General features: G+C 46.9%; 27 protein-coding genes. 6 read left to right on the top strand and 21 right to left on the bottom strand.

The genetic code is table 11. The annotated features are described in order from the left end of the window. Positions 1-16: 16 nt before the first annotated feature. The gene (rne, locus tag DYH48_RS12640; RefSeq protein ID WP_115334972.1) at positions 17-3,463 is read right to left on the bottom strand and encodes a ribonuclease E; all 3,447 of its coding nucleotides are present in this window, start codon (positions 3,461-3,463) and stop codon (positions 17-19) included. Between the two features lie 542 nt (positions 3,464-4,005). On the opposite strand from rne, the gene rluC reads away from it, so the two are divergent. Together rluC and DYH48_RS12630 are read left to right on the top strand one after the other, a co-directional pair. Further along, positions 4,006-4,965, top strand: a complete 960-nt coding sequence (gene rluC / locus DYH48_RS12635; protein ID WP_006087471.1) for a 23S rRNA pseudouridine(955/2504/2580) synthase RluC — start codon at positions 4,006-4,008, stop codon at positions 4,963-4,965. Positions 4,966-4,987: 22 nt separating this feature from the next. Then, positions 4,988-5,704 carry an HAD family hydrolase gene (locus DYH48_RS12630; protein WP_115334971.1) on the top strand — a complete coding sequence of 239 codons (717 nt, stop codon included), beginning with the start codon at positions 4,988-4,990 and terminating at the stop codon, positions 5,702-5,704. Between the two features lie 195 nt (positions 5,705-5,899). Here DYH48_RS12630 and DYH48_RS12625 read toward each other — a convergent pair whose 3' ends face one another. Beyond that, on the bottom strand, positions 5,900-6,484 hold the full coding sequence (locus tag DYH48_RS12625) for a Maf family protein (protein ID WP_115334970.1): 585 nt from the start codon (positions 6,482-6,484) through the stop codon (positions 5,900-5,902). 262 nt (positions 6,485-6,746) lie between these two features. Here DYH48_RS12625 and yceD point away from each other — a divergent pair, with 262 nt between their 5' ends. From yceD to DYH48_RS12605, 4 genes are all read left to right on the top strand, one after another. Beyond that, positions 6,747-7,271: a 23S rRNA accumulation protein YceD gene (gene yceD / locus DYH48_RS12620; RefSeq protein ID WP_006087468.1), complete on the top strand. Its 525-nt coding sequence runs from the start codon at positions 6,747-6,749 to the stop codon at positions 7,269-7,271. Between the two features lie 16 nt (positions 7,272-7,287). Continuing rightward, positions 7,288-7,458: a 50S ribosomal protein L32 gene (gene rpmF / locus DYH48_RS12615; protein ID WP_006081226.1), complete on the top strand. Its 171-nt coding sequence runs from the start codon at positions 7,288-7,290 to the stop codon at positions 7,456-7,458. A 15-nt stretch (positions 7,459-7,473) separates the two neighbouring features. Then, entirely contained in the window at positions 7,474-8,502 is a 1,029-nt protein-coding gene (gene plsX / locus DYH48_RS12610) for a phosphate acyltransferase PlsX (RefSeq protein WP_071938954.1), read from the top strand. Positions 8,503-8,705: 203 nt separating this feature from the next. After that, positions 8,706-9,938 (top strand): tyrosine-type recombinase/integrase, encoded by a 1,233-nt coding sequence (locus DYH48_RS12605; protein WP_115334969.1) that lies wholly within the window; start codon positions 8,706-8,708, stop codon positions 9,936-9,938. A 27-nt stretch (positions 9,939-9,965) separates the two neighbouring features. Here the strand turns inward: DYH48_RS12605 and DYH48_RS12600 are convergent, their stop codons facing one another. The 19 genes from DYH48_RS12600 to DYH48_RS12500 all read right to left on the bottom strand — a co-directional run bounded on the left by DYH48_RS12600 (position 9,966) and on the right by DYH48_RS12500 (position 20,824). After that, positions 9,966-10,181 carry a helix-turn-helix transcriptional regulator gene (locus tag DYH48_RS12600; protein WP_115334968.1) on the bottom strand — a complete coding sequence of 72 codons (216 nt, stop codon included), beginning with the start codon at positions 10,179-10,181 and terminating at the stop codon, positions 9,966-9,968. After that, the gene (locus DYH48_RS12595; RefSeq protein ID WP_172481188.1) at positions 10,178-10,399 is read right to left on the bottom strand and encodes a hypothetical protein; all 222 of its coding nucleotides are present in this window, start codon (positions 10,397-10,399) and stop codon (positions 10,178-10,180) included. Before DYH48_RS12595 ends, DYH48_RS12600 begins: the two co-directional genes overlap by 4 nt. Further along, positions 10,392-10,706 carry a hypothetical protein gene (locus tag DYH48_RS12590; RefSeq protein WP_115334966.1) on the bottom strand — a complete coding sequence of 105 codons (315 nt, stop codon included), beginning with the start codon at positions 10,704-10,706 and terminating at the stop codon, positions 10,392-10,394. Before DYH48_RS12590 ends, DYH48_RS12595 begins: the two co-directional genes overlap by 8 nt. Positions 10,707-10,923: 217 nt before the next feature. Further along, entirely contained in the window at positions 10,924-11,463 is a 540-nt protein-coding gene (locus DYH48_RS12580) for a hypothetical protein (RefSeq protein ID WP_115334964.1), read from the bottom strand. A 121-nt stretch (positions 11,464-11,584) separates the two neighbouring features. After that, a complete protein-coding gene (locus tag DYH48_RS12570) occupies positions 11,585-11,917 on the bottom strand; it encodes a hypothetical protein (protein WP_115334963.1) in 333 nt (110 codons plus the stop codon). A gap of 8 nt (positions 11,918-11,925) precedes the next feature. Next, positions 11,926-13,476, bottom strand: a complete 1,551-nt coding sequence (locus tag DYH48_RS12565; RefSeq protein ID WP_115334962.1) for a DNA cytosine methyltransferase — start codon at positions 13,474-13,476, stop codon at positions 11,926-11,928. After that, on the bottom strand, positions 13,473-13,970 hold the full coding sequence (locus DYH48_RS12560; protein WP_115334961.1) for a hypothetical protein: 498 nt from the start codon (positions 13,968-13,970) through the stop codon (positions 13,473-13,475). The genes DYH48_RS12565 and DYH48_RS12560 overlap by 4 nt, the downstream gene beginning before the upstream one ends. After that, complete coding sequence (locus tag DYH48_RS12555; RefSeq protein WP_115334960.1) at positions 13,967-14,935, bottom strand: phage N-6-adenine-methyltransferase; 969 nt, start codon at positions 14,933-14,935, stop codon at positions 13,967-13,969. Before DYH48_RS12555 ends, DYH48_RS12560 begins: the two co-directional genes overlap by 4 nt. Beyond that, the gene (locus DYH48_RS12550; protein WP_115334959.1) at positions 14,932-15,276 is read right to left on the bottom strand and encodes a hypothetical protein; all 345 of its coding nucleotides are present in this window, start codon (positions 15,274-15,276) and stop codon (positions 14,932-14,934) included. Before DYH48_RS12550 ends, DYH48_RS12555 begins: the two co-directional genes overlap by 4 nt. Further along, entirely contained in the window at positions 15,273-15,662 is a 390-nt protein-coding gene (locus tag DYH48_RS12545) for a hypothetical protein (protein ID WP_115334958.1), read from the bottom strand. The genes DYH48_RS12550 and DYH48_RS12545 overlap by 4 nt, the downstream gene beginning before the upstream one ends. Continuing rightward, positions 15,659-16,300 carry a hypothetical protein gene (locus DYH48_RS12540; protein WP_115334957.1) on the bottom strand — a complete coding sequence of 214 codons (642 nt, stop codon included), beginning with the start codon at positions 16,298-16,300 and terminating at the stop codon, positions 15,659-15,661. The genes DYH48_RS12545 and DYH48_RS12540 overlap by 4 nt, the downstream gene beginning before the upstream one ends. Further along, positions 16,297-16,761: a hypothetical protein gene (locus DYH48_RS12535; RefSeq protein ID WP_115334956.1), complete on the bottom strand. Its 465-nt coding sequence runs from the start codon at positions 16,759-16,761 to the stop codon at positions 16,297-16,299. Before DYH48_RS12535 ends, DYH48_RS12540 begins: the two co-directional genes overlap by 4 nt. 30 nt (positions 16,762-16,791) lie before the next feature. Then, positions 16,792-17,616, bottom strand: coding sequence for a hypothetical protein (locus tag DYH48_RS23615; protein ID WP_147287775.1), 825 nt, complete (start codon positions 17,614-17,616; stop codon positions 16,792-16,794). Next, the gene (locus DYH48_RS12525; protein WP_115334954.1) at positions 17,576-17,923 is read right to left on the bottom strand and encodes a hypothetical protein; all 348 of its coding nucleotides are present in this window, start codon (positions 17,921-17,923) and stop codon (positions 17,576-17,578) included. Before DYH48_RS12525 ends, DYH48_RS23615 begins: the two co-directional genes overlap by 41 nt. Positions 17,924-18,023: 100 nt before the next feature. Further along, complete coding sequence (locus DYH48_RS12520) at positions 18,024-18,308, bottom strand: hypothetical protein (RefSeq protein ID WP_115334953.1); 285 nt, start codon at positions 18,306-18,308, stop codon at positions 18,024-18,026. Then, the gene (locus DYH48_RS12515; RefSeq protein ID WP_115334952.1) at positions 18,301-18,723 is read right to left on the bottom strand and encodes a hypothetical protein; all 423 of its coding nucleotides are present in this window, start codon (positions 18,721-18,723) and stop codon (positions 18,301-18,303) included. Before DYH48_RS12515 ends, DYH48_RS12520 begins: the two co-directional genes overlap by 8 nt. Before the next feature lie 250 nt (positions 18,724-18,973). Next, the gene (locus DYH48_RS12510; protein ID WP_115334951.1) at positions 18,974-19,345 is read right to left on the bottom strand and encodes a DUF2528 family protein; all 372 of its coding nucleotides are present in this window, start codon (positions 19,343-19,345) and stop codon (positions 18,974-18,976) included. Between the two features lie 612 nt (positions 19,346-19,957). Next, positions 19,958-20,368 carry a superinfection immunity protein gene (locus tag DYH48_RS23825; RefSeq protein WP_218565654.1) on the bottom strand — a complete coding sequence of 137 codons (411 nt, stop codon included), beginning with the start codon at positions 20,366-20,368 and terminating at the stop codon, positions 19,958-19,960. 33 nt (positions 20,369-20,401) lie between these two features. Beyond that, entirely contained in the window at positions 20,402-20,824 is a 423-nt protein-coding gene (locus DYH48_RS12500) for a hypothetical protein (RefSeq protein WP_115334950.1), read from the bottom strand. Positions 20,825-20,835 lie beyond the last annotated feature (11 nt).

The raw sequence follows: 20,835 nt of genomic DNA, 5'->3' as shown, positions 1-20,835 counted from the left end.
TGACTAACCTAAGTGGTTATGGACGAGCCATATCCGACTCTGCACCGTTAGCGAGTTTGATTTTGGCGGTAGGCTCTTCGGTCGCAGTATTTTCATACTCGCGTCCTTTAGGCACAGCCACTTGCTCTCTCACTTCAACAATTGGTTTGGTCATATCCGAAGATACCATAGAGCCAAAACGGCTGGCAGCTTTCGGCTTGTTGACAACAACCGAATCAGTAACCGAATCGGTGATTTGCGAATTCACTGTCGTTGGGGCCGCTTGCACTGTTGCTTGAGGCTTAGCGATAGCAGCAGGTTTTGCCATTGGGGCAGAGGCTGTTGCTTTAACCGCTTCTTTAACTTCAACACTCGGTGCAACGCTTGGCTCTTCAGCAGTTTCAGTCTTTGGCGCTTCAACTTTAGCCGCTTCAACTTTTGGCGCAGCTGGTGTAACCGCTGGGCTTTCAACTACAGGAGCTTTAACCGCTTCGACTTCAGCTGCAACGTTAGCGACTGGAGCTTCAACGACTGGTGCAGCTTCAACTTTCACTTCAACCGCTTTTGGCACTTCCGCTTCAGTAGCTTTAGTCTCAACTGGCTTAGCTTCAACTTGCTGAGTTTCGACTGCTATAACGTCATTTGCTGGCGTTTCAACTTTCGTTTCAGCTTTAACGACTGCAGGAGCTTCAACAACAGGTGCTTCGCTTGCTTGTACCGTTTCTACTTCAACGGATTTAGCCGTTGCTTGAGTTTCAGCCACTGCATCTGTTTTAGTTGCGACGACTGGCGCTTCTGCACGCACACTGGCGACTTCGCTTGGATACTCTTGGTCAGCACCTAATTCGTCATTTGGAACGAATTGCGCTGGCGTTGATGTACCTTGGTCATCTTCGTCACGACGACGACGTTGACCCGCTGCACGAAGGTGACGTGGGCTACGACGGCTACGACGTTGACCATCTCTTTGCTCGCGTTTTGCTTGATCGTCAGCAGTTTCGCTTTCAGCATCGACCGCTTCGTTATCTTGCGATACCGCATCCGCTGGTGCTGCAACTTCAGCCTGTTCTTCAGTCTTAACTGCATCAACCGCTGGGGTTTCAGTGACTGCAGAACTCACTGCTTTCTCTTCTACTGCAACATTTTCAGCCGCTTCTTGAGCAGGTGCCGCTTCTTTACGAGGCTGACGACGTGTTCTTGGCGCTTTAGTTTCAGCAGGTGCTTGGGCAACTTCAGCTTTAGTGTCAACACTGATAGTGCTCGCAGCTGCGGCGTTAATGGCTGCAATTTCAGCTAATACTTCAGCAGCATCTTCTGGTGCAATTGGGATCGCATTATCTGGCGTGTTATGGCCATTATCGATACGCACCTTACGGCGCATGTTACGACGTTGACGGCGTTCACGGGCGACTTCTTGCTTAGGTGCATCGGCTTCAACGTCGGCAACCACGTCTTTTGGCGCTTGTACACGTGGCTTAGGTTCCGCTTTCGCTGGACGCTTAACAGCTTCTTCCTTCTCGCGAACTGGGCGTTCTTGAGTGCTTGTGCTTACCGCTGCATCAGCTGGTTTTTTCGGATTACGGCTGCGTGGCTCACGAGTGCCTTCTTTTGCTTTGTCAGCATCTTGGGCATTACGTGGGCGGCGAGTATCGTTGCGACGGTTACGGCGGTTGGCGTTAGCGGCACTGGTATCGGCTGTTTTAGTTTCAACAACTTTTACAGGCTCTGCTTTTTCGCTTGGCGCAAACATGGCGCTGACCGCACTCACTAGCTTGCTGAAGAAGCCAGGTTGTGGCGCTTCAACTTTCACCGTTGGTGATGGCGCTTGTTCCACTTTCTGTGGTGCGGCAAAACCTTTTAATGCAGGAATAGGCGCTGCGGTACGTTCCAGTTTACGTGGCTCATACAATTTGGCATCAGGCTGCTCGATACGCTTATAGCTAGACTCACTGATTTCATCATCACTACGGTGACGGATCACGCGGTAATCTGGCGTCATCATGTGCGCATCAGGTATCACATACACTTCGACATCGTGACGTTGTTCTGTAATGCGAATGGCTTTGCGTTTCTCGTTCAACAAGAAAGCCGCCACATCCACAGGCACAATCGCTTCGATTTGTGAGGTGTTCTCTTTGATGGCTTCTTCTTCCATCAAACGTAAAATCGACAGTGCTAAAGATTCAGTACTGCGAATCGTGCCTTGGCCATGACAGCGAGGGCAGATGTGCGCAGCAGATTCTTCTAAAGAAGGACGCAGACGCTGACGCGACATTTCCATCAAACCAAAACGCGAGATGCGACCTAACTGCACGCGAGCGCGGTCATGGTGCACAGCATCACGTAAGCGGTTTTCAACTTCACGCTGATGGCGCACAGGCGTCATATCGATGAAGTCGATAACCACTAAGCCACCTAAGTCACGCAGACGTAATTGACGGGCAATTTCATCGGCGGCTTCAAGGTTAGTGTTCAGTGCTGTCTCTTCAATATCGCCGCCTTTAGTGGCACGGGCAGAGTTGATATCGATTGAGGTTAAAGCTTCAGTTGGGTCGATAACAATCGAACCGCCAGATGGCAGACGCACTTCACGTTGGAAGGCTGATTCGATTTGTGATTCGATTTGGAAGTGAGTGAATAACGGCACTTCGGCTTCGTAAAGTTTTACGCGCTCAACGAAATCTGGGCGAACTAATGCGATATGTTGCTTAGCTTCTTCGAAAATACGTGGATGGTCGATAAGGATCTCGCCCACATCACGACGTAAGTAGTCACGAATAGCGCGCACAATCACGTTACTTTCTTGGTGAATTAAGAAAGGAGCGCCTTTAACTTGTGAAGCTTCGGTGATTGCTGCCCAGTGGTGCTGCAGAACTTTTAAGTCCCACTTTAACTCGGCAGATTCTTTACCCACACCGGCAGTACGTACGATAAGACCCATGCCCGCTGGCACTTCCAAATCGGCCATCGCTTCTTTTAGCTCAGTGCGCTCATCACCTTCGATACGACGAGAAATTCCGCCTGCACGTGGGTTGTTTGGCATTAATACTAAGTAAGAGCCTGCTAGGCTGATGAAGGTCGTTAAGGCTGCGCCTTTATTGCCGCGTTCTTCTTTGTCAATCTGGACAATAACTTCTTGTCCTTCACTGACCACTTCTTTGATATTTGGGCGACCTTGGAACGAATATCCTTTCGGGAAATATTCTCTGGCGATTTCTTTCAGTGGCAAAAAGCCGTGACGATCGGCACCGTAGTCGACGAAAGCGGCTTCTAAAGACGGTTCTACGCGGGTAATTTTACCTTTGTAAATGTTTGATTTTTTTTGCTCATGACCTGGACTTTCAATATCTAGATCATACAGTTGTTGCCCATCAACAAGGGCAACACGCAACTCTTCTGATTGAGTTGCATTGATTAACATACGTTTCATGATGACGTCATTCTTCTTTAAATAGAGGTCATCAAACATCGCGCTTCGCTGCATTACGGGCCTAGCAGTAGGTCAACTGAGCCTCACGGCTGGTGGCTAGGCAAGAGGTGCGCATTGCTGTTAGACGCAGTCGCTGCGTGTCGCATCCTATTTATGGCTTATTTTTTAATGATTACAAAAACAAGGAATTCGTTGTAAAACATCAACCAACCCCATAAATTCTTTAGTTTCTTTCCGGTAATGCCCAAGTCGAATCGGTTTGTCTGACGACAAGTTAAAATATCCTTCGAAATCGGGGAGGAAAATCTAGGGTAAACCTTATTAAAGTAAGGCGACTTTCTCGATTTAATCGTAAAAAACACATTTATGGTATTTTTACTTATTATACGATTCGCAAATCAATGACTTGCTATCAAGAAAATGTTTTTTTATCCGTTAAATTTTCCGCTTGGGATCGGGGCGTTGTGAACACTTTATTCACGGCTTATCCCTAATCGCTGGTGAAATATAGCAATAATCAAAAAATTCAGCAATGGAAAGGCACAATTCTTCTCAGTTGTTGTACAATGGCGGCCGTTATAATTAGATGGCGCATCATGAATATAGAATCCACCCCACAACAGGTTCAGTTGATCACGATTGATGAAGATCACTTCGAACAGCGTATCGATAACTACTTAATGACCAAGCTGAAGGGCGTGCCGAAAAGCATGATCTATCGCATTGTCCGTAAGGGCGAGGTTCGAGTGAATAAGAAACGCATCAAACCCGAGTACAAGTTGCAGATTGGCGACATAGTGCGTATTCCGCCTGTCCGAGTGGCAGAGCCAGATAACCGTACCGCACCATCGCCTAACTTAAGCAAAGTCTCGCAACTCGAAGACCGTATTTTGCACGAAGACAATCATTTGATCGTGCTGAATAAACCTGCTGGCATTGCTGTGCATGGTGGTAGTGGTGTCGATTACGGCGTGATAGAGGCATTGCGTTCACTGCGTCCTCAACAAAAGTTTTTAGAGCTAGTACATCGTCTCGATAAAGATACTTCGGGTGTGTTGTTGGTGGCGAAAAAGCGTAGCGCGCTTAAACATCTGCATGATCAGCTCAGATATAAAAAGATGCAGAAAGACTATTTGGCCTTAGTGAAAGGTGAATGGTCTGCTCAAGATAAAGCCGTTAAACAGCCTTTATTAAAAATCACCCTAAAATCCGGTGAGCGCATAGTGCGTGTAAATGCGGAAGGTAAGCCTTCTGAAACGCGCTTTAAAATTATGCAGCGTTACCAAGGTTGTACTCTCGTGAAGGCAAGCCCTGTCACTGGACGTACTCACCAAATTCGGGTGCATTGCCAGTTTGCTGGTCATCCTATCGCCTGTGATGATAAATACAGTGAGCAAGCGTTTGACGACAGCATGCGGTCATTAGGCTTAACTCGACTCTTTTTACATGCGGCTGAGTTGATGTTCATTCATCCTGAAAATGATGAAGTCATGCGGGTCTCTGCGCCTTTAGATGAAAACTTGTCGCAGTTATTGGATAAGTTAAAGCGTGTGTAATCGACGGGGATAGGTTTCAAGGATGAAGATAAAGCAATACGATTTAGTGATTTTCGATTGGGATGGCACCCTGATGGACTCCATCGGTAAAATTATCACCTGTATTGAAAATATGGCTAAGGCATTGCAGTTACCTATCCCAACCGAAAGCGATATTCGCGATATCATCGGTCTTTCTATGACAGAAGCGCTGCGAGTCCTGTTTCCACAGGGGCTCAATCTCAGCGCTTGTTCTGCTTATTCTCAGCATCAGCATCCTAAAAATGCATTCAGCCAAGGCGAAGATGATCAATATCAGCAGATGCGCGCCGAGTTTAAAGCACAATATTTGCATTTAGACACCACGCCAACGCCACTCTTTGCACAAGCACCTATTTTAATCGATGAGTTACATGCTCAAGGTTATCAATTAGCCGTTGCAACCGGTAAGGCCCGTGCGGGACTTGACCGCGTTTTTGCGCAAACGGGCTTAGGTCGATACTTTGTTGCGTCACGCTGCGCTGATGAAGTGCACAGCAAACCCCATCCTGAAATGATTTCAAGCTTGCTGAAAGAATTGAATATTGCCCCGAACCGAGCCCTAATGGTGGGTGATTCTCTGCTGGATTTGACCATGGCGGCCAATGCTGGAATTGATAGTATTGGCGTGACCTATGGCGCCCACAGTGCCGAAAAGTTACTGCAAGCAGGACCTATCGCTTTGATTGACTATCCTGCGCAATTGCTGCAATACCTCTAGCACTGCTATTTAATGCTGAAGCGGCAATACATGCCGCTACGCATGAGTACTTGCTGGTTACCTTTATTTACGTCCCATCTTCCCGTCAATGAAACGAATCTGCTGCTCGGCATTTTTGGGTGCGCTTAATCGATTTAATAAACAGAGCACGCTGAGCAAAACCTCAGTAAACGAATAAGCTAACGTGTAAGCCGGTTAAGCGAGAACGTCTACACCTTGGGCTAACAGCATTTCCGTTAGTAATATCAGTGGCAAGCCAACTAAGGTATTCGGATCGCGACCTTCAAGCTCGGTAAATAACGCTATGCCTAAGCCTTCACTCTTAAAACTACCCGCGCAGTAGTAGGGCTCTTCTTTTTCTATGTAGGCGACAATCTGCGCATGGCTAAGATGCCTGAAATGAACAGTAAAGGGTTCAACCTCGGCGGCCATGGCGCCCGTTTCGGCATTATAGAGTGCAAGACCAGTATAAAAGGTGATGGCCTTGCCAGATGCTTGGGTGAGCTGCGCGACGGCATTATCAAAATGATGGGGCTTACCGATAATCTTGCCATCAATGACGGCAACTTGATCGGAGCCAATAATCAGCCCATCGGGGAATTGTTCTGCACCTGCGACGGCTTTTGCTTTGGCTAATCGCAGCACTAAGGCATGGGCCGATTCATCGATATGCGCCGTTTCGTCAATATCAGGATTGCAGCATTCGAAGGGAAGACCGAGTTTTTGCAGTAAAGATTGTCGGTATACAGAGGTCGAAGCTAAGATTAATGGGGTTGGCATAATAGGATATCCGCAAAAGAGTGACTCATATTGTGACCAATCTGCGCTAGAGAGTGCAAGAGTTTCGTCTTTTACGGTTTCTTTTCCGTGAATGCGACTATTTTAGTCGGCTTATGCTTGTATGCGACCTCGGGCTTGGGTACTATTTCGCTTCCGTCAATTTCAATGTTGGGGCTGGAGAAAGGCTTAAGTCGCAAACTGGGGCTTAAGTTAGAATTTTTTCTTTGACTCTAGCGTTTTCAAACTATAATATGCGCGCCTTATGCAAACAGTAAAGATACCGGTTTCAATTGATCCATTTCGCGCCGCCTCGAGTCGCCTAGTTTATCAGGGCGTTGTTCCTGGTGTGCAATTGAAAAGATTAAATGAGTTATGTGCCGGCGACTGTTCCGATGTGGCAGTGTCGCTTGAATGTGGCGTAGATTTACAGGGGATAGTCTACCTGAAAGGGAAGGCTGTGACGGAGCTCACTCTGATATGTCAACGTTGCATGACGCTATTTACCACTGAGGTTACGGTCGAGTTTTGCTTCGGTCCATGCCGGACTAAGGCAGAAATCGATGAGCTCCCGGATGCGTATGACCCAATTGAGTGCAATGAAATTGGCGAAGTGCGTCTACATCAATTGATCGAAGATGAATTGATAGTCGCTATGCCGATAATCCCAATGCATCAAGAAATTGATTGCAGTGCTGGATCTAAAGACATGGTTGTAGGCGAGATCGAACCCGCTCATGAGGAGCGTCCAAATCCGTTTGCAGTGTTAGAAAAACTGAAGAGCAAGTAATCTAGGAGACAGGCCAATGGCTGTACAACAGAACAAAAAATCACGTTCAAAGCGCGGAATGCGCCGTTCACATGACGCACTGAGCACTGCTCAGCTGTCTGTAGACGCTACCAGCGGTGAAATCCATATGCGTCACAATGTGACTGCAGATGGCTTCTATCGCGGTAAAAAGGTAATCAACAAGTAATTTGTTGGTTTCCTAATGACGAATCTGACGCTTGCGTTAGATGCAATGGGTGGTGATCATGGCCCCCACGTCACGGTGCCTGCAGCCTTGCGGGCACTACAATTACATTCTTTTCTTAAAATCATTTTAGTCGGTGACAAGACTGAAATTGATGTCTATCTACGTCAAGCGGAAGCAAATTTACTTTCACGCATAGAAATCATTCATACCGATGAAGTCGTTAGTATGTCCGATCGACCTGTGCATGCTTTGCGTACACGTAAAAACAGTTCCATGCGATTGGCGATTGAGTTAGTGCGTGACGACCGCGCGCAAGCTTGTGTGAGTGCCGGTAACACGGGTGCGCTGATGGCAATGGCGAAAGTGTTGCTGAAGACCTTACCTGGCGTTGACCGTCCTGCATTAGTGAGTTGTTTACCTGCGGTGACCCAAAAACCTGTCTATTTATTGGATTTGGGCGCGAATATTTCCTGTGACTCGGAAACCTTATTTCAATTTGCCGTGATGGGCTCTGTCCTGTGCGAAGCGGTAGATAAGAAATCTCGGCCAAAAGTCGCCTTGCTAAATGTGGGCATTGAAGAAATTAAAGGTAACGATCAAGTTCAGCAAGCGGCGCAGTTGCTGCAACACACAGATCAAATCAATTACACAGGTTTTATCGAAGGCGATGAAATCTACTCCGGTAATGTGGATGTGATTGTTTGTGATGGGTTTGTGGGTAACATCACGCTCAAGACCTCAGAAGGTATTGCCAAGTTATTGGTACATCAGTTAAAACGGGGACTAACCCAAGGTTTATTCGTTCGTTTTCTGGCTAAACTTATCGCCCCACGTATTCAGGCGGTCCTTAGTCAGATGAACCCCGACCACTATAACGGCGCAAGTCTGATAGGATTGCGCGGAATAGTTGTAAAAAGCCATGGAAACGCGGATGAAACTGCCTATTTACAAGCAATTAGTTTGGCAGTAACGGAAGCTCAACGTCGACTCCCTGAAATGATAAAAGATCGTTTGGAGTCGATTCTTTTAGATATCAATCACTGATACCGCGACAAACAAAGATTTATCACGACATTAGCTAGTATAAAACCCTTTAAAATCCTCGTTATGCGTCAAATCACTGCGACAAACTAAGACATTCAAACTCGACATAAGACAAGCAAAACTTGTACAAATTTGTGTGCAAATTTACACTATGTACACCGATAGCCGCTGAGGCTAAAAAAATTTGTACACAAAGAGGGTTTATGGCGCTGTCAGATTCATGGCTAAAAGCTAACTCCGGCAAGGAGATCGACAAGGCTTATGAGAAGGCCGATCGTGATGGCTTAAGTGTGAGAGTGTCACCAAAAGGCAAACTTACATTTCAATTGCGCTATCGATATATTGGCAAAGCATCACGGCTTGATCTCGGATCTTATCCTGCGACTTCATTAAAGTCTGCTCGGACGGAATGCTTACGTTTAAAAGGTGAGCTAGAGAAAGGTTATGATCCTAAATTAGTTAAAATTAACGATCGGATTGAAATTGAAAATGCACCAACGATCAGCGACTTGTTTTATCGTTGGCATAGTGCGAAAAAAATCAGAAATGAAAAGTGCCACAAGCAGGTATTACGTAGCTTTGAAATTCACTTATTACCTCGAATTGGCATGATGTTAGTGCAGGACACTAAATTACATACATGGCTTACTGTGCTTGATGACATCGCGAAGGGAACGCCAGCAGTGGCCGCAAGTATATTGGCCAATGCCAAAAAAATGCTTGGCTGGGGTGTTAGAATGCGGCTAATCAGCGATAACACTTTATCTGACATTAGTGCGAGAGAAGATCTTCATGTCGTTAAACGTGTTGGCAAGCGTTCGCTAAGTAATGATGAAATCGTCTTGCTTTGGGATGCGCTTAGACGCTCAAGAGTTGCACCTAAAAACAAAGTCTTTATTAAGCTCCACCTGTTCTTTGCTTGTCGAACAGGTGAACTACGCCTAGCTGAAAAGTCACATTTTGATTTTGATAAAATGGTCTGGACTGTTCCGGCTGAAAACCATAAAACTGGTTATAGTGGCAACCAAATTGTCAGGCCTATCGTGCCTGAAATTGTGCCTCTACTGAAAGAGGCTTTTCTATTAAGCTCAGGTAAATTTTTATTTGGGTCGGCAGATTCTTTCAGCGAAAAGCCTGATATTGAAGCTAAGCCGTTAGCGTCGACATCGCATTTATCTATAGTGAACGTCATCAATAATTGGATAAATAAGCATCATGAATGCGGCATCACGCATTGGTCTATCCATGATTTACGTAAAACCGCGCGCACTAACTTTTCAGATTTGACAGATGAAAGGACTGCAGAGGTGATGCTCGGGCATAAGTTGCCAGGCATTCAAGGCGTGTATGACCACAATTTATATTTAAAAACCCAAGCGGCAGCATATACCGCTTGGCATCATAGATTGTGCGACATTATTGGAAGTGAGTTGTAACGATATACAGAACGATAGGGGGGGATGTTAAGCGGCTTGGCTGTTATTTGTTTGGTGGTTTGCTGCTTGAGTCTCCCACGCTTCTACATCATCGATGGCCCACAAGTTTTGACTGCCTGCTGCTAGCATCCGTGGTTTTGGAAATGGATGCTGTGGTTTTTGCATCCAGCGGTAAATTGTGCGGCTAGTGCATCTAAACCGCTCGGTGATGTCTTTTGTACACCAGTAACCTTTAATCATCATGCACCTGCCTTATTTAATATGCATTCGTCTAATGCCATTAGGTCGGTTTTCATCCCCATCCTATCTAATCGAGCAATCACTGCTTGCTCACGTCCTTGAACAGTTGATAGATCAAACTCAGGGCGCTTACTCAGCATTGCCACTTCTTGCTCGAGCTCGGCAATTCTGGCTTTAAGCTCGGTGTTCTCTGCGATAGCTAGGTTAAGTCTGTCATTCATCTTCATGCTGCACCTGCCTTAAACAACCTTCATTCTCATCTTCTTGCCATTCACCTGAGTCGATTAATGCTTTGGTGCATTGACTGCAAATCTGATGGGTACGGCCGTCATGTTCGACAAAGTTTGGTCTATGCGCTTCACAGAAATAACCCTCGCAGCTGATCTCATCTTCTCCATGCATATTGCCACACGCATAAGAAAGGCCACGGTCGATTTGTTTGTGACAACCAGGGTGATCACAGGTTGCTGCGAAGGCATAGCCAATTGGTCTCCCGTTACTATCTTCACCACAATTTGACCAGCTCATCACTCACCACCCTTGTTTAATAGTTGCTCTCGATAAATCTTAAATGCTTTAGCCCAGTGGTTTCCTGTGCATGAATAGCAGTATGTGGCTAAGCGATTAAAACTATTAACTTTAGTTATTTTCCAGTACACACCTGATTGCTTTCCGCACTTTGAGCAAAGTCCGCTATGTACTTTTTCTGCGGTGTGCATTTCTCCATTTATAAGTCTGTTAGCCATCACTCACCACCCTTAGCCGCTTGCCTTGTTATCCATTCTTCTGCAAGTACCTTGATGAATGGCATTGAGCAACCTTCAGCCGATTCTTTTGCAAAATCGCGGACAGCTTTGGCGCGGATATCAGCAATTGATTTTGCATATCGATGTTCAGACTCATACTGCTCTGACCAGTGCATCACATCTTCTGAATTAAATGCGCAAGTATCGTCATCTTCGTTTTTTTCATCTTTGATACGTTCCATATAGCCGTCATACCAGCCATCGCCGATTGCATCTACAAAGAGCGCTTTTACTTCTTCAAGCTCGTTTTGCAACTGGTCACGCAAGGCTGTCACGTTCTTAAGCGTTTCGGCTGTTTTAACTGCAATACCAAGATCAACTTTCATCGCGTTTACTTGGTCTTTCAATTGCTGAATCTCGGTACCCAGTTTTTGTTTAACATCGAGTAGATCGGTGGCAGGAACATAAGCGCCAAGACCTTCAACATTGATTTGGCTTGAGCGGTTGCCGTCTAAAAACACTCTGCGTTTAGTTGTCATCACTTACCTTCCTTTGCCAATTCCTCGGCGAGTCGTTTTAAAAACTGTTGGCAGCTGCCGGCTTATTCGCGTGGCATGGCGTACCACTTCTTAAGCGCTTCTCGAATTGCGGTTGATTGCTTCATGCTGCTTCCTTGGTGCGTTCTACAGCCCACCAAGCAACAGGGCCATCTTCGGTATCGTGAATTGATAAAAGAATGGCATCGGCACTAGGCGCTTCTGGATTCCACTCACCAAAACCAGCATCACCATCTTCAAAGTAATGAATCCATGCCGGATGATCTTCGGTGACTTCGGTATCCATGCGGTTAATAACTAACTGAAAATCCATTTCAGCTTGCCACTGCTCAATCACATCCTTAGAAATGCATTCGGCACCGTCAAAATTTGGAAGTTGTGAGTGCTGATAATCACCATACCCATCACGACCAACTGTTTCTGTATTGAATTTCATACTGACTCCTATGCCGCTTCGGCGGTTTGTGTGCGAAGATCGGGGAGATTTGCGCGGGTGAGGGCTTCGGCAAATTGCGGCGGTACCGAGTTACCTACTCGGGCGACTTGCTGCTTTTTGGTCGATTTGCCGTTGTAGTTGTTGATGATGTAATCGGGGGTAAACCCTTGGCAGGCGAATAGCTCATGGGGTTCTAACATGCGCATACCGATATCGATTATTTGATAGGGTTCACCCTTGATCATCACTAGGCCAAAGCGGTCATTGGTGGTGATGGTGTGCAGTGGTTCGTTACATGCCACGCCGTCTTGCTCGTTGCCGTAGTATTTGATGAAGAACGCGCGCACTTCGCCAAGGTGTAAGCCGCCTGCGGTGATTGTGTGTGCTGGTTCGTCCATCGGAAAGCCGATGTTAGTACCACGCAATTTAATCATGTGGCTGGTGATCAGCGCGTTGTGGTCAACCGTTGTCACTGTCGGCAAAGGATTGTTTAGGTCATCACCTGGTCCCGTATAGTTACCGCCGTAATGCTTACAGATATTGGCGGCAGCGAGCACAGGTTGCACCACTGCAAAGTGACCGCCTTTGACTTGGGCGCAGATAGTGCGCAAGGGTTCATCAACGGGCATATTGCGTTGGCTGCTGGCGTTAGCGTGTTCGGTGATGAATGGCGCTAGCTGCACATCACTTGGCACAATAAACGGCTCTTTGGCATCAATCACAAAGCGCTGAATACCTTTAGCAATGCGCTTCATGGTGTTTTCAGCCAGTGGCTTTTTGCGGCCAAAGATGGATTTGCAGGGCAGTGACCAGTCGATGCATTCAGCGGCTGTGCGCCACGGTAATAGCTTGCCCGATTTAACCGCTTCGCTATCCGGTGCGCCGTGGGTAGGCTCAGGCCAAACAATTGGCTGACCATCACAACGGGCGATCATGAATAGACGCTTACGGATTGTCGGTGCGCCGTAGTCACAGGCCCGTAGCTCGCGCCACTCGACCTTATAACCCAGCCCTTTAATCAATTTAGCGGTATCGAGCAAGCCTAAGGTTTCAACGCATTCGGCTAGTGCGGGGTGATCTGCATCTATGCCAGTGCTTAACATGCTGACAAAGGCGTTAAAGGTTTCGCCTTTGCGCTCAGGGCAGGGGTGCATTGCATCTGTTACCGGGCATTGAATTAACGGCCCCCACGTTTTAAATTCTTCGACGTTTTCGAGCATCATCACTCGAGGGCGTACCTTCATCGCCCAGCGAACCGTTACCCAAGCTAAGCCGCGAATCTCTTTATTGACTGGCTTGCTACCTTTGGCTTTGCTGAAGTGTTTACAGTCAGGTGAAAACCACGCCAGTGCAACCGGCTTACCTGCCGTCGCTTGCACTGGGTCGATATCAAATACCGACTCGCAATAGTGCAGGGTATCGGGGTGATTAGCTGAGTGCATCGCAATGGCGTCAGGGTCGTGATTGATTGCAATATCAACACTGCGACCGATTGCCCAGCCCATGCCAGTTGAAGCACCACCGCCGCCTGCAAAGTTATCTACGATTAAGCCTCTCATGCCATCACTCCTATTTCGCGGTAGCGTGCTTCAAACTTTAAAACTCGGCATAGATGGCTTATTTCAATTTCCATCTTTTCGGCGATTTGGAACGGCCGTAAACCTTCTTCATGTAGCTGGCGACACAGTTCAATATCGTGATTTGAGTGCTTGGCTAATGGGCTATGCTCGCCAACTTTCATAAAGTTGATGCCAAGTGAGTAGGCTTTCCCCTTAACTGAGTGCTCCGTTCTGCCGAGTCTCTGCGCTATTGCTGCTGATGTATGCGTGACTGATAAAACATGTAGCTGCCTGATTTCTTGATCTGTCCATAGCTTTTTAGTCGCTACGGGTTTATCAAATGCCAGTGATATGCCCCTGTATCTGGCTGCTGCTCTTATCTGTTTTTCACTTATGCCGTACTGAGCGCAAATGTCTTTTACTGACATTTCACCTGCATGCCTAAGCGCCAGATCATTAACAGGGTTCAGCTTGAATTGAGTGGTTGATTTCATGCTGCATCCTCCACGCGCTCGCAACGAGTTAGCATGCTGTTAAGCTCGGCGATAATGTCGTGTTTAAGAACGTTATTGAGTAAGCGCTGGTTTACTCGCTCGCATAGCATTTGCTGGCGCAACTCGGTTTTAGTATTGGGGTTAGTATTGAATGCTTGCTCTACTAAAGTGAGCACTTCAATCGGCCATATGATATTGGCTGAGCTTGGCGCTTTGGCTATCTGTTCCTCGATATCAATCTGCGCATTGACTTGAGGCGCAATGATTGGCTCGCCTTGTTCGGCAGTATCTGGTCGCGTTTCAATGGTGCCAGTGATGTAGGTTGCGGCTTTTTTCTCGGCTGCTGCTTCAATCATATCGAGCAGCTTTTTACCTTGGGCGCGGAGGCTGTCGCGGTGAATGTAGCTGATAGGACCGCCGCGCCACTCTTTATCAAAAATGGCAATCGCACCCGCGAAGCCGGCACTGCTGGCTTTTTGTTTGTCATTGGCTGGTATAAACCAATAAGGTAGTTTGAAACCCACACGACCTTTGATGAAACAGATGTGATCTGCCAGTTCTGGCCACCATGTTTCGGACGGAACGCCACGGATTAAGAACGCCAGCTTTGCCCCTTGGTCGCGCTCAGTTTTGGCTTTGTTCATGATGGTGATCATGCCCGTCATGTCGTTGCCATCTTGGTCTTTACATGGGCGAGAGTAAGGTGGGTTGGCAAAGCCTTTGCCGCCGTTTAGGTCTGCCGTCCAATCTTGGGTGAGCGCGTTATCTTCTGCGGTGTAGTAGCGCGCACAGTGGGCGTTATCTCCGTCTGTAAATAGGTCCATATCGAATGGGCCAAAGACAGCATTAATCCCCCAAAACAAATCTTCGGGTGTGCGCCATTGATCACCGACTTCTTCAAGCAAGTGGGCTTGTTTGGTTTTGAGTTCGCGCAGGGCGCTGGCGTATTGGCTGTTGACGCTCATGCAACTTGCTCCTGTGGGATTGAATCAGTTAACTGATAACTGGCTAATTGTGTTTCTAGCTGTGCGATGCGCACATTGGCTGCGGCTAACTTGGCAAGATACTTTTCCCAGTCTATGGCCTTGATTGCCTCGACTGTGGCGGCCATTTGCTCCAGCTTCTTTTGCCCGCGCATAAAGTTCGACAGTTCAATACCGTGGCGAGCCGCCGCGCGATCGGCGGGTAGGGCGCTGGTGTAATGCAGCGTTAATGCGGCAATCACCTCGGGCGAACTAATGCGGGTAAGCGACAGCAATAACGCAACGCGCTCTTGTGATTCAAAGCCTGGGAGTAAGTGGTTCATGCCTCCACCTCATCACATGGGTATTGCTTCCTTACATTGGTAATCGCGTCTTCCATGGTGGGGTGACGCTCATTCATTCTGCCCTCACGCTGATGGCGCTTATGTGCAACAAGCTTTAACATGCGTGGGCCAGATGGTTCGATTTGAAAGCGGATCATGCGGTCATGTGCAAGAACAACGGCAGTCGTGAGGGTGCTATAGTCGAAGGTAGACATGTAATGCGCGCTTGTACTGTTGATTGATAACCCTTGTTCACCACAGGCTTGGATTTTGCCAAACATATGATTACCGCCGTTGTGAATGTCACAAAGGAAATCAAAGCACTCACGTTGATCTGCATTGAGCCAAGGGTAATTTTTGGCGTAAAAATCATGTTGGTTGCTCATACAGCCTCCTTGCGCTTAGACGTCCACTCAACTTTAGGTACAGCGGTGAGTTCAAAGGTGTTTCCGCAGTCGTGGCACTCATGATCATCACCATCAGAAGAATAAAGATCACAGTCTGATTCAATCTCAGCTTTGCAGTAAGGGCAGGTTATTTCGTTATTGCAGTAGAAATCCAATTCGTTATATTCGTAATCAGCAACCCTAGCCATAGCGGCTTCGTGTCTTTTTTTATCCTCAATCTCTGCGCAAGGTTTGCAAACCCAGCCATGTTTTCTACCCCAAGGTGCTTCAGTTAGCTGCTCACGGGTACAGCCGCAGCTTGCACATACATTATGCTTATCACATTCGATATAGGTGCCCCAGTCTCGCGGCTTTCCGTTGCATTCACCGCAACCGTTTACCCAGAACCATTGACCATCAATAAGTTCGGCATAAATATGCTTTTCTGGCGGTTCAATGCGGATAGTATCTGGTTTGTCATGCATTATTACCGTACTGCTTGATGGACCACCTTCTGCGCGATAGCGCTCAAAATCACGCTCATCGTTTCCGGTGTAAAATACTTGAGTTTGCCCGTTACGCGTTCTTTTGGTGTATCCATCCAAGCGTGGATCATTGATTAGTTGTGGGTAGCTCATGCTGCACCGCCTTCGATAACTACACCATCGAATGCTGGCGGTTGATAGTTCGCCCATCCAAGCAATTTATAATCACTGTTGAAATCAATCTTTTCGTAGTAATTATCAAAGTCTGTGTGTTGGCGATTCATCACCCAACCGACAGAATCGACATACTCACCATCAACATCAACAAGAAGGTCTTCATCACCTATTGGCTCACCATCTTCATCAAGATTCACTGGTCTATTTTGGTATTGTGCTAAATAAACGACAGTTTTGTTGCTGTGCTGGCTACGAACAGCAATCCAGAACTCTTGTTCTTCACCTACAGGAACGGCTGGAATAGTTTCAGGCGCTTGCCATAATGGTTTAAATGCAGCTAGCTCTAATTCCAGTTTGCGATAATCACAGTATTGAACCAATGCACCACGCGCATCTACTCGACAAGTGCTAGGGGCTTTAAATCTAATTACGTTCATGCTCTATTCCTTCTTTCGTGAATAACGTGCTTACGCTGCGCTTGATTGTTCTGCGGCGGTGGTTGATGTGTTGTTTGATGGTTTCGATTTTGCGGGTTGCTGACGGCCACAGTGATGAACAAACTCAGGTGGTTTGATGCGGTCTGATTCATCGAGTCGCATTGGCATCATCATCACGACGATTTCACGTTGAGCACCCATTACTGCTACAGCTGCAGAGTCAGAACCATAAAAACAAAGATTGGCACCGGCTAACTGGTTGTGTTTTAGCTTTATTAGGCGGCTAAAAAGCTCAGGGTTGATGGCGATTTGACTAACAGATTTAGGTTTATTAAGGCGATCGAATAAGCGACCAGCATTAGGATATTGGGCGTCTATTGGGTTGATAAACTCTAGGTATGTAACCAAATCTCTAACTGCGTGCTCATTGATATCGTCAAAGTCATTTAGCCAATCTTGAATATCATCAATCCCCGTTACCATGGCGATGCCGTCGATGATCACCACGTTTTTAGTCGGCATCCTGTATGACGGAACTTGCTTTCCATTTGCAGCTGATAACAGGGTTTTGCTGATTGGGAAGATGTATTCTCCGTCGCTAATGCCATCAGCATCGTGAATGGTGACGAGTGTATGGCCGTCGGTGGCGGTGAGGATTACGCCCTTTTCAGGGTGCGGTTTACGTGAAAGCCGTTGAGGTAATAGCGCACGTCTTGCTTGGCTACAAATGCGGCTAACATGGCTAAATATTTGTTGTTGAATATGATTTTCATGGATGCTCTCTGCTCTGTTTTCACTGCACGTTTGGGTTGCGTTACGCGGCGATTTCGCCGTTGTAGACTTGCCAAGAGACAATCTCTTTTTTGGTCTTGGGGTTAACCTTGCCCGTGGGTTTGCGGTAACGAACGTGCAGGTCGCGGCATTGGTCCTGTTTTTTTGCTAGCTCAATGTATTGCGCGCAGAGCGAAGGCGTTGAGAGCGAATGCGACAGCTTTTGTGGCTTCATGGTTTCAAACTTGGCCTTTGCCATTTCATCTAGCTTGGCTTGGTATTCCGCGGGGCTGAGTTCGCGACGCTTCGGCTGTACGCCTTCGTATAGGCTGCACTTTTTAGCCGCTTCTTTTTTAGCTATGGTCATGGACACGCCGTATACGAAGAACATGGTGGACTCCAAACTGGTGATTGCTCACTAGGCTGATAGATGGAATAGGGTTGGTTTGCGTTGAACTTGTAAGGATTACTTACACGTTCACATTGGGGGCTTAGCTTGGTATGCTGGCGAGTCGTGCATATTCAGCGTTGAGCAGGTCTTGCGCGCTGCGCTGGCCGTGTTTTTGCTTTATCTCTTGCCAGCGTTCAATCAGTCGCACCCAAGTGTGTTTTGATTCGGGATAGTCGATGATCAACTGGTTTAACTCGGCTATCGAGCGGTCGCAGTGGGCGGACATGGCGTTATCGCGCAATGCGGCTATCGCTTCTTGCTTAAGCTCATTCGCGAGCATTCCCACTAATTTGTCGCTGGTGGCATGGGCCTGTGCATCAAACATGGGGCACCTGCTTTAGGCTGCTAATGACTTGATGTTGAAAGCAGCGATTTATCCAGCTGCAGGTTCGGTCACTGACGGTTATTTCGGTCGCGATTGGCAGGGCTACGCGGGTAAGTTTTACGCGGCCGCTGCGAGTTATTTGAATGTTGGCCACTTCGTTTAGTGGCGTTGTTTTTAACGGGCTTTCATCCAACTTGGTGACGTGGAAGCGCTGCCGAAAGGCATAGGTGCAAATGTTGTTTTGCAGGTATTGCTCTAACGCATTTTTGCGTTGAATGACTGTTGGGCAGTGCATTAGGCTGGTCAATTTGGCGAGGCGACAGGCTATGCCAAGGTGCATTAGCAACTGCGCTTCGGTGGTGGCACGTTTATCTTGCGCAATGGCGCATGATTGCGCTGCGATTGGGTGTTGCATAGGTCACCTCGCTGAATCTGGGTTAGGTTTGGCTGGCTTTAAATGGTAGAAATTAAACGGAAGGTTTTGCGTTATAACAGGTCGAACGGGATCAACTTGGCGAGTAGCATTAGCACTAAGTCGAGAAAGTCTGGTTGCTGGGCTTTCTGTTGCTGGCCTTTCTGTTGCTTGAGAGTCATGATTTCGCGTCCTGCAGGTGAAATTACTTAAGTTGTTCGGGATTTCTGAACAACTCAGGTTTTGAAGTTTTTCATTTCGCGATTTTTACAAAATCGAAATCGACTCCCCAGTTACCGATTTCTATCAGTTTGATACCTGCATCGCTAAAACTTGGGAAGCCTTCAACTCCTTCACCTCGTGACCAATCGAATTTCTTAGTTACGTATTCCTCATCATAAAAATTATTGAACGCAACCAATTGAAAACATTCAGCGGCGTAAAGTTTAAGTGCAGCATCGATTACAGATGCGCCGCTCTTCTCTAGCCTGTCTTCATCACCACTCCAAAAATTGTTAATTTCCGCAGCAAGTTTTTCAGTGAAAACATCATCATTAACCTCAAAAACGAGCTCAGACTGTATATCCCACTGGTCTAGCGATATTTTTACTTTACGAATTGCCATAGCGTTCTCCTTGGTTGGCTTTATCACTACCACTCGCGTTTTTGATCATGCAAGTGGCAGCTGTAAAACCTGATTGCACGCATAGCGGGTCATTCGCACAGTTAAGCCATCCAGCAAATTCACCCCTTTATCTGGGAGGTGATACCCGGTCGCCGCTATTGCGTACAATTTTTCCCTCAGTGAATTTCTGTCCTCCATCACCGAGACACTTGGAGTGACCTAGTCCGCTCTAGGCGGGTTTAGTCGTTCATGGGCCAGATTGTTAAAGAGCGTTTGATGTGATACAGTTTAGACAAGTAAACATTTCTGTCAATAAAAAAGTTTAATCATCTAAACTTTTTTGTTTAGAGTAATTCAATTGCAGTTTAGTTGGCTGATTTTGGTTTAGAGGGTTACTTAAGAAGTGAGGTTTAGAATGGGTAGTAAAATGCGAGTGGTGGTTATTGGCAGCATGATCGGATCAGGAAGTGCACTGAGTCGTGCTTTGATAGATAGGCTGCGCTGTATGCCTGAACCTGCAGATCAGTATCATGCTGGTATCGGCAGGCGGCGCAATAAGTCAGACCGTAAAAGGAGTAGGGTAGATAGATGGAGATGATGGCTTTTATGCTTTTAGCTTAAATCACTGCCGCAGTGTTTACACTTTTTTGCTGCGAGTAAAATGTCTTCAGCACAATACTGGCATTGCTTCATCTTTTTTTGTTCAGGTGGTGTGGGTGCAGTAGGTGCATTGACTGTGACGGTTTTAATGGGGTCTTGGCTTTTGACTGCCCATACCAGCGCAACAACCCAGCCGACGAGGGTCCAGCCTAAAAACAGATTGAGGGCGAAGATGGAGAAGAAGTTAGGTTGCTTATGTATATAGGCTTCATACATGGGGTAGAAGTAAAGCACTGGCGCTAGTAGGAAAAACGATGCGGAAACAAATGTTCCAAATTCATTAAGCTGATTAGCGGGTGTTTGGCCCATGCCATAACTGAAGCCAGTTAAAGCTATGAGGATGACCATTCTTAAAACAAACATAAATAACTCCTTTTATTTACTTTTCCTATGACATCAGTTGCTGGCGATACCGCCTGATATGATTTGTTGATTGCCGTTCTGGTCTGTCATCACTCGATATAGTTTGTGCTGCCCTTGGCCTATGCTGGTTTCAAAGTGTCGGATACTGGCGCCATTGCAGAGGGCAGTGCCTGAAGGCTGCGAGCCTAAGATCAATTCGCCAGACGTCACGTTAAAAGTGACTTTTTCAGCGGTATCCAGCTTGGCAGCTAACGTATCGTTTAAGTAGACATCAATATAACAACCTCCACCCACAAAGCCGCTATCACGAATAATGGTGATTTTGGCGTTTGTGTTGTCAGTGGCTTTAATTAACACCCTTTCAGCTGGCACAGGTACGGCTTTATCGATAGTCACTGCTGAGGTAGCACAGCCAGTGAGTAAGGCTAAAAGTATTGAGGCAGTTATAAGTCTCATGGAAAATCCTT

It is taken from the genome of Shewanella baltica (assembly GCF_900456975.1).
Lineage (GTDB): Bacteria > Pseudomonadota > Gammaproteobacteria > Enterobacterales > Shewanellaceae > Shewanella > Shewanella baltica.
The sequence above is the reverse complement of the archived record's forward strand: the minus strand, read 5'-3'. Positions and strand labels throughout refer to the sequence as shown.

Bases quoted from the DNA above. Each gene is read 5' to 3' on its own strand.
- rne (WP_115334972.1), bottom strand. From the start codon at position 3,463: ATGCAGCGAAGCGCGATGTTTGATGACCTCTATTTAAAGAAGAATGAC.
- rluC (WP_006087471.1), top strand. From the start codon at position 4,006: ATGAATATAGAATCCACCCCACAACAGGTTCAGTTGATCACGATTGAT.
- DYH48_RS12630 (WP_115334971.1), top strand. From the start codon at position 4,988: ATGAAGATAAAGCAATACGATTTAGTGATTTTCGATTGGGATGGCACC.
- DYH48_RS12625 (WP_115334970.1), bottom strand. From the start codon at position 6,484: ATGCCAACCCCATTAATCTTAGCTTCGACCTCTGTATACCGACAATCT.
- yceD (WP_006087468.1), top strand. From the start codon at position 6,747: ATGCAAACAGTAAAGATACCGGTTTCAATTGATCCATTTCGCGCCGCC.
- rpmF (WP_006081226.1), top strand. From the start codon at position 7,288: ATGGCTGTACAACAGAACAAAAAATCACGTTCAAAGCGCGGAATGCGC.
- plsX (WP_071938954.1), top strand. From the start codon at position 7,474: ATGACGAATCTGACGCTTGCGTTAGATGCAATGGGTGGTGATCATGGC.
- DYH48_RS12605 (WP_115334969.1), top strand. From the start codon at position 8,706: ATGGCGCTGTCAGATTCATGGCTAAAAGCTAACTCCGGCAAGGAGATC.
- DYH48_RS12600 (WP_115334968.1), bottom strand. From the start codon at position 10,181: ATGATGATTAAAGGTTACTGGTGTACAAAAGACATCACCGAGCGGTTT.
- DYH48_RS12595 (WP_172481188.1), bottom strand. From the start codon at position 10,399: ATGAATGACAGACTTAACCTAGCTATCGCAGAGAACACCGAGCTTAAA.
- DYH48_RS12590 (WP_115334966.1), bottom strand. From the start codon at position 10,706: ATGAGCTGGTCAAATTGTGGTGAAGATAGTAACGGGAGACCAATTGGC.
- DYH48_RS12580 (WP_115334964.1), bottom strand. From the start codon at position 11,463: ATGACAACTAAACGCAGAGTGTTTTTAGACGGCAACCGCTCAAGCCAA.
- DYH48_RS12570 (WP_115334963.1), bottom strand. From the start codon at position 11,917: ATGAAATTCAATACAGAAACAGTTGGTCGTGATGGGTATGGTGATTAT.
- DYH48_RS12565 (WP_115334962.1), bottom strand. From the start codon at position 13,476: ATGAGAGGCTTAATCGTAGATAACTTTGCAGGCGGCGGTGGTGCTTCA.
- DYH48_RS12560 (WP_115334961.1), bottom strand. From the start codon at position 13,970: ATGAAATCAACCACTCAATTCAAGCTGAACCCTGTTAATGATCTGGCG.
- DYH48_RS12555 (WP_115334960.1), bottom strand. From the start codon at position 14,935: ATGAGCGTCAACAGCCAATACGCCAGCGCCCTGCGCGAACTCAAAACC.
- DYH48_RS12550 (WP_115334959.1), bottom strand. From the start codon at position 15,276: ATGAACCACTTACTCCCAGGCTTTGAATCACAAGAGCGCGTTGCGTTA.
- DYH48_RS12545 (WP_115334958.1), bottom strand. From the start codon at position 15,662: ATGAGCAACCAACATGATTTTTACGCCAAAAATTACCCTTGGCTCAAT.
- DYH48_RS12540 (WP_115334957.1), bottom strand. From the start codon at position 16,300: ATGAGCTACCCACAACTAATCAATGATCCACGCTTGGATGGATACACC.
- DYH48_RS12535 (WP_115334956.1), bottom strand. From the start codon at position 16,761: ATGAACGTAATTAGATTTAAAGCCCCTAGCACTTGTCGAGTAGATGCG.
- DYH48_RS12525 (WP_115334954.1), bottom strand. From the start codon at position 17,923: ATGTTCTTCGTATACGGCGTGTCCATGACCATAGCTAAAAAAGAAGCG.
- DYH48_RS12520 (WP_115334953.1), bottom strand. From the start codon at position 18,308: ATGTTTGATGCACAGGCCCATGCCACCAGCGACAAATTAGTGGGAATG.
- DYH48_RS12515 (WP_115334952.1), bottom strand. From the start codon at position 18,723: ATGCAACACCCAATCGCAGCGCAATCATGCGCCATTGCGCAAGATAAA.
- DYH48_RS12510 (WP_115334951.1), bottom strand. From the start codon at position 19,345: ATGGCAATTCGTAAAGTAAAAATATCGCTAGACCAGTGGGATATACAG.
- DYH48_RS23825 (WP_218565654.1), bottom strand. From the start codon at position 20,368: ATGTTTGTTTTAAGAATGGTCATCCTCATAGCTTTAACTGGCTTCAGT.
- DYH48_RS12500 (WP_115334950.1), bottom strand. From the start codon at position 20,824: ATGAGACTTATAACTGCCTCAATACTTTTAGCCTTACTCACTGGCTGT.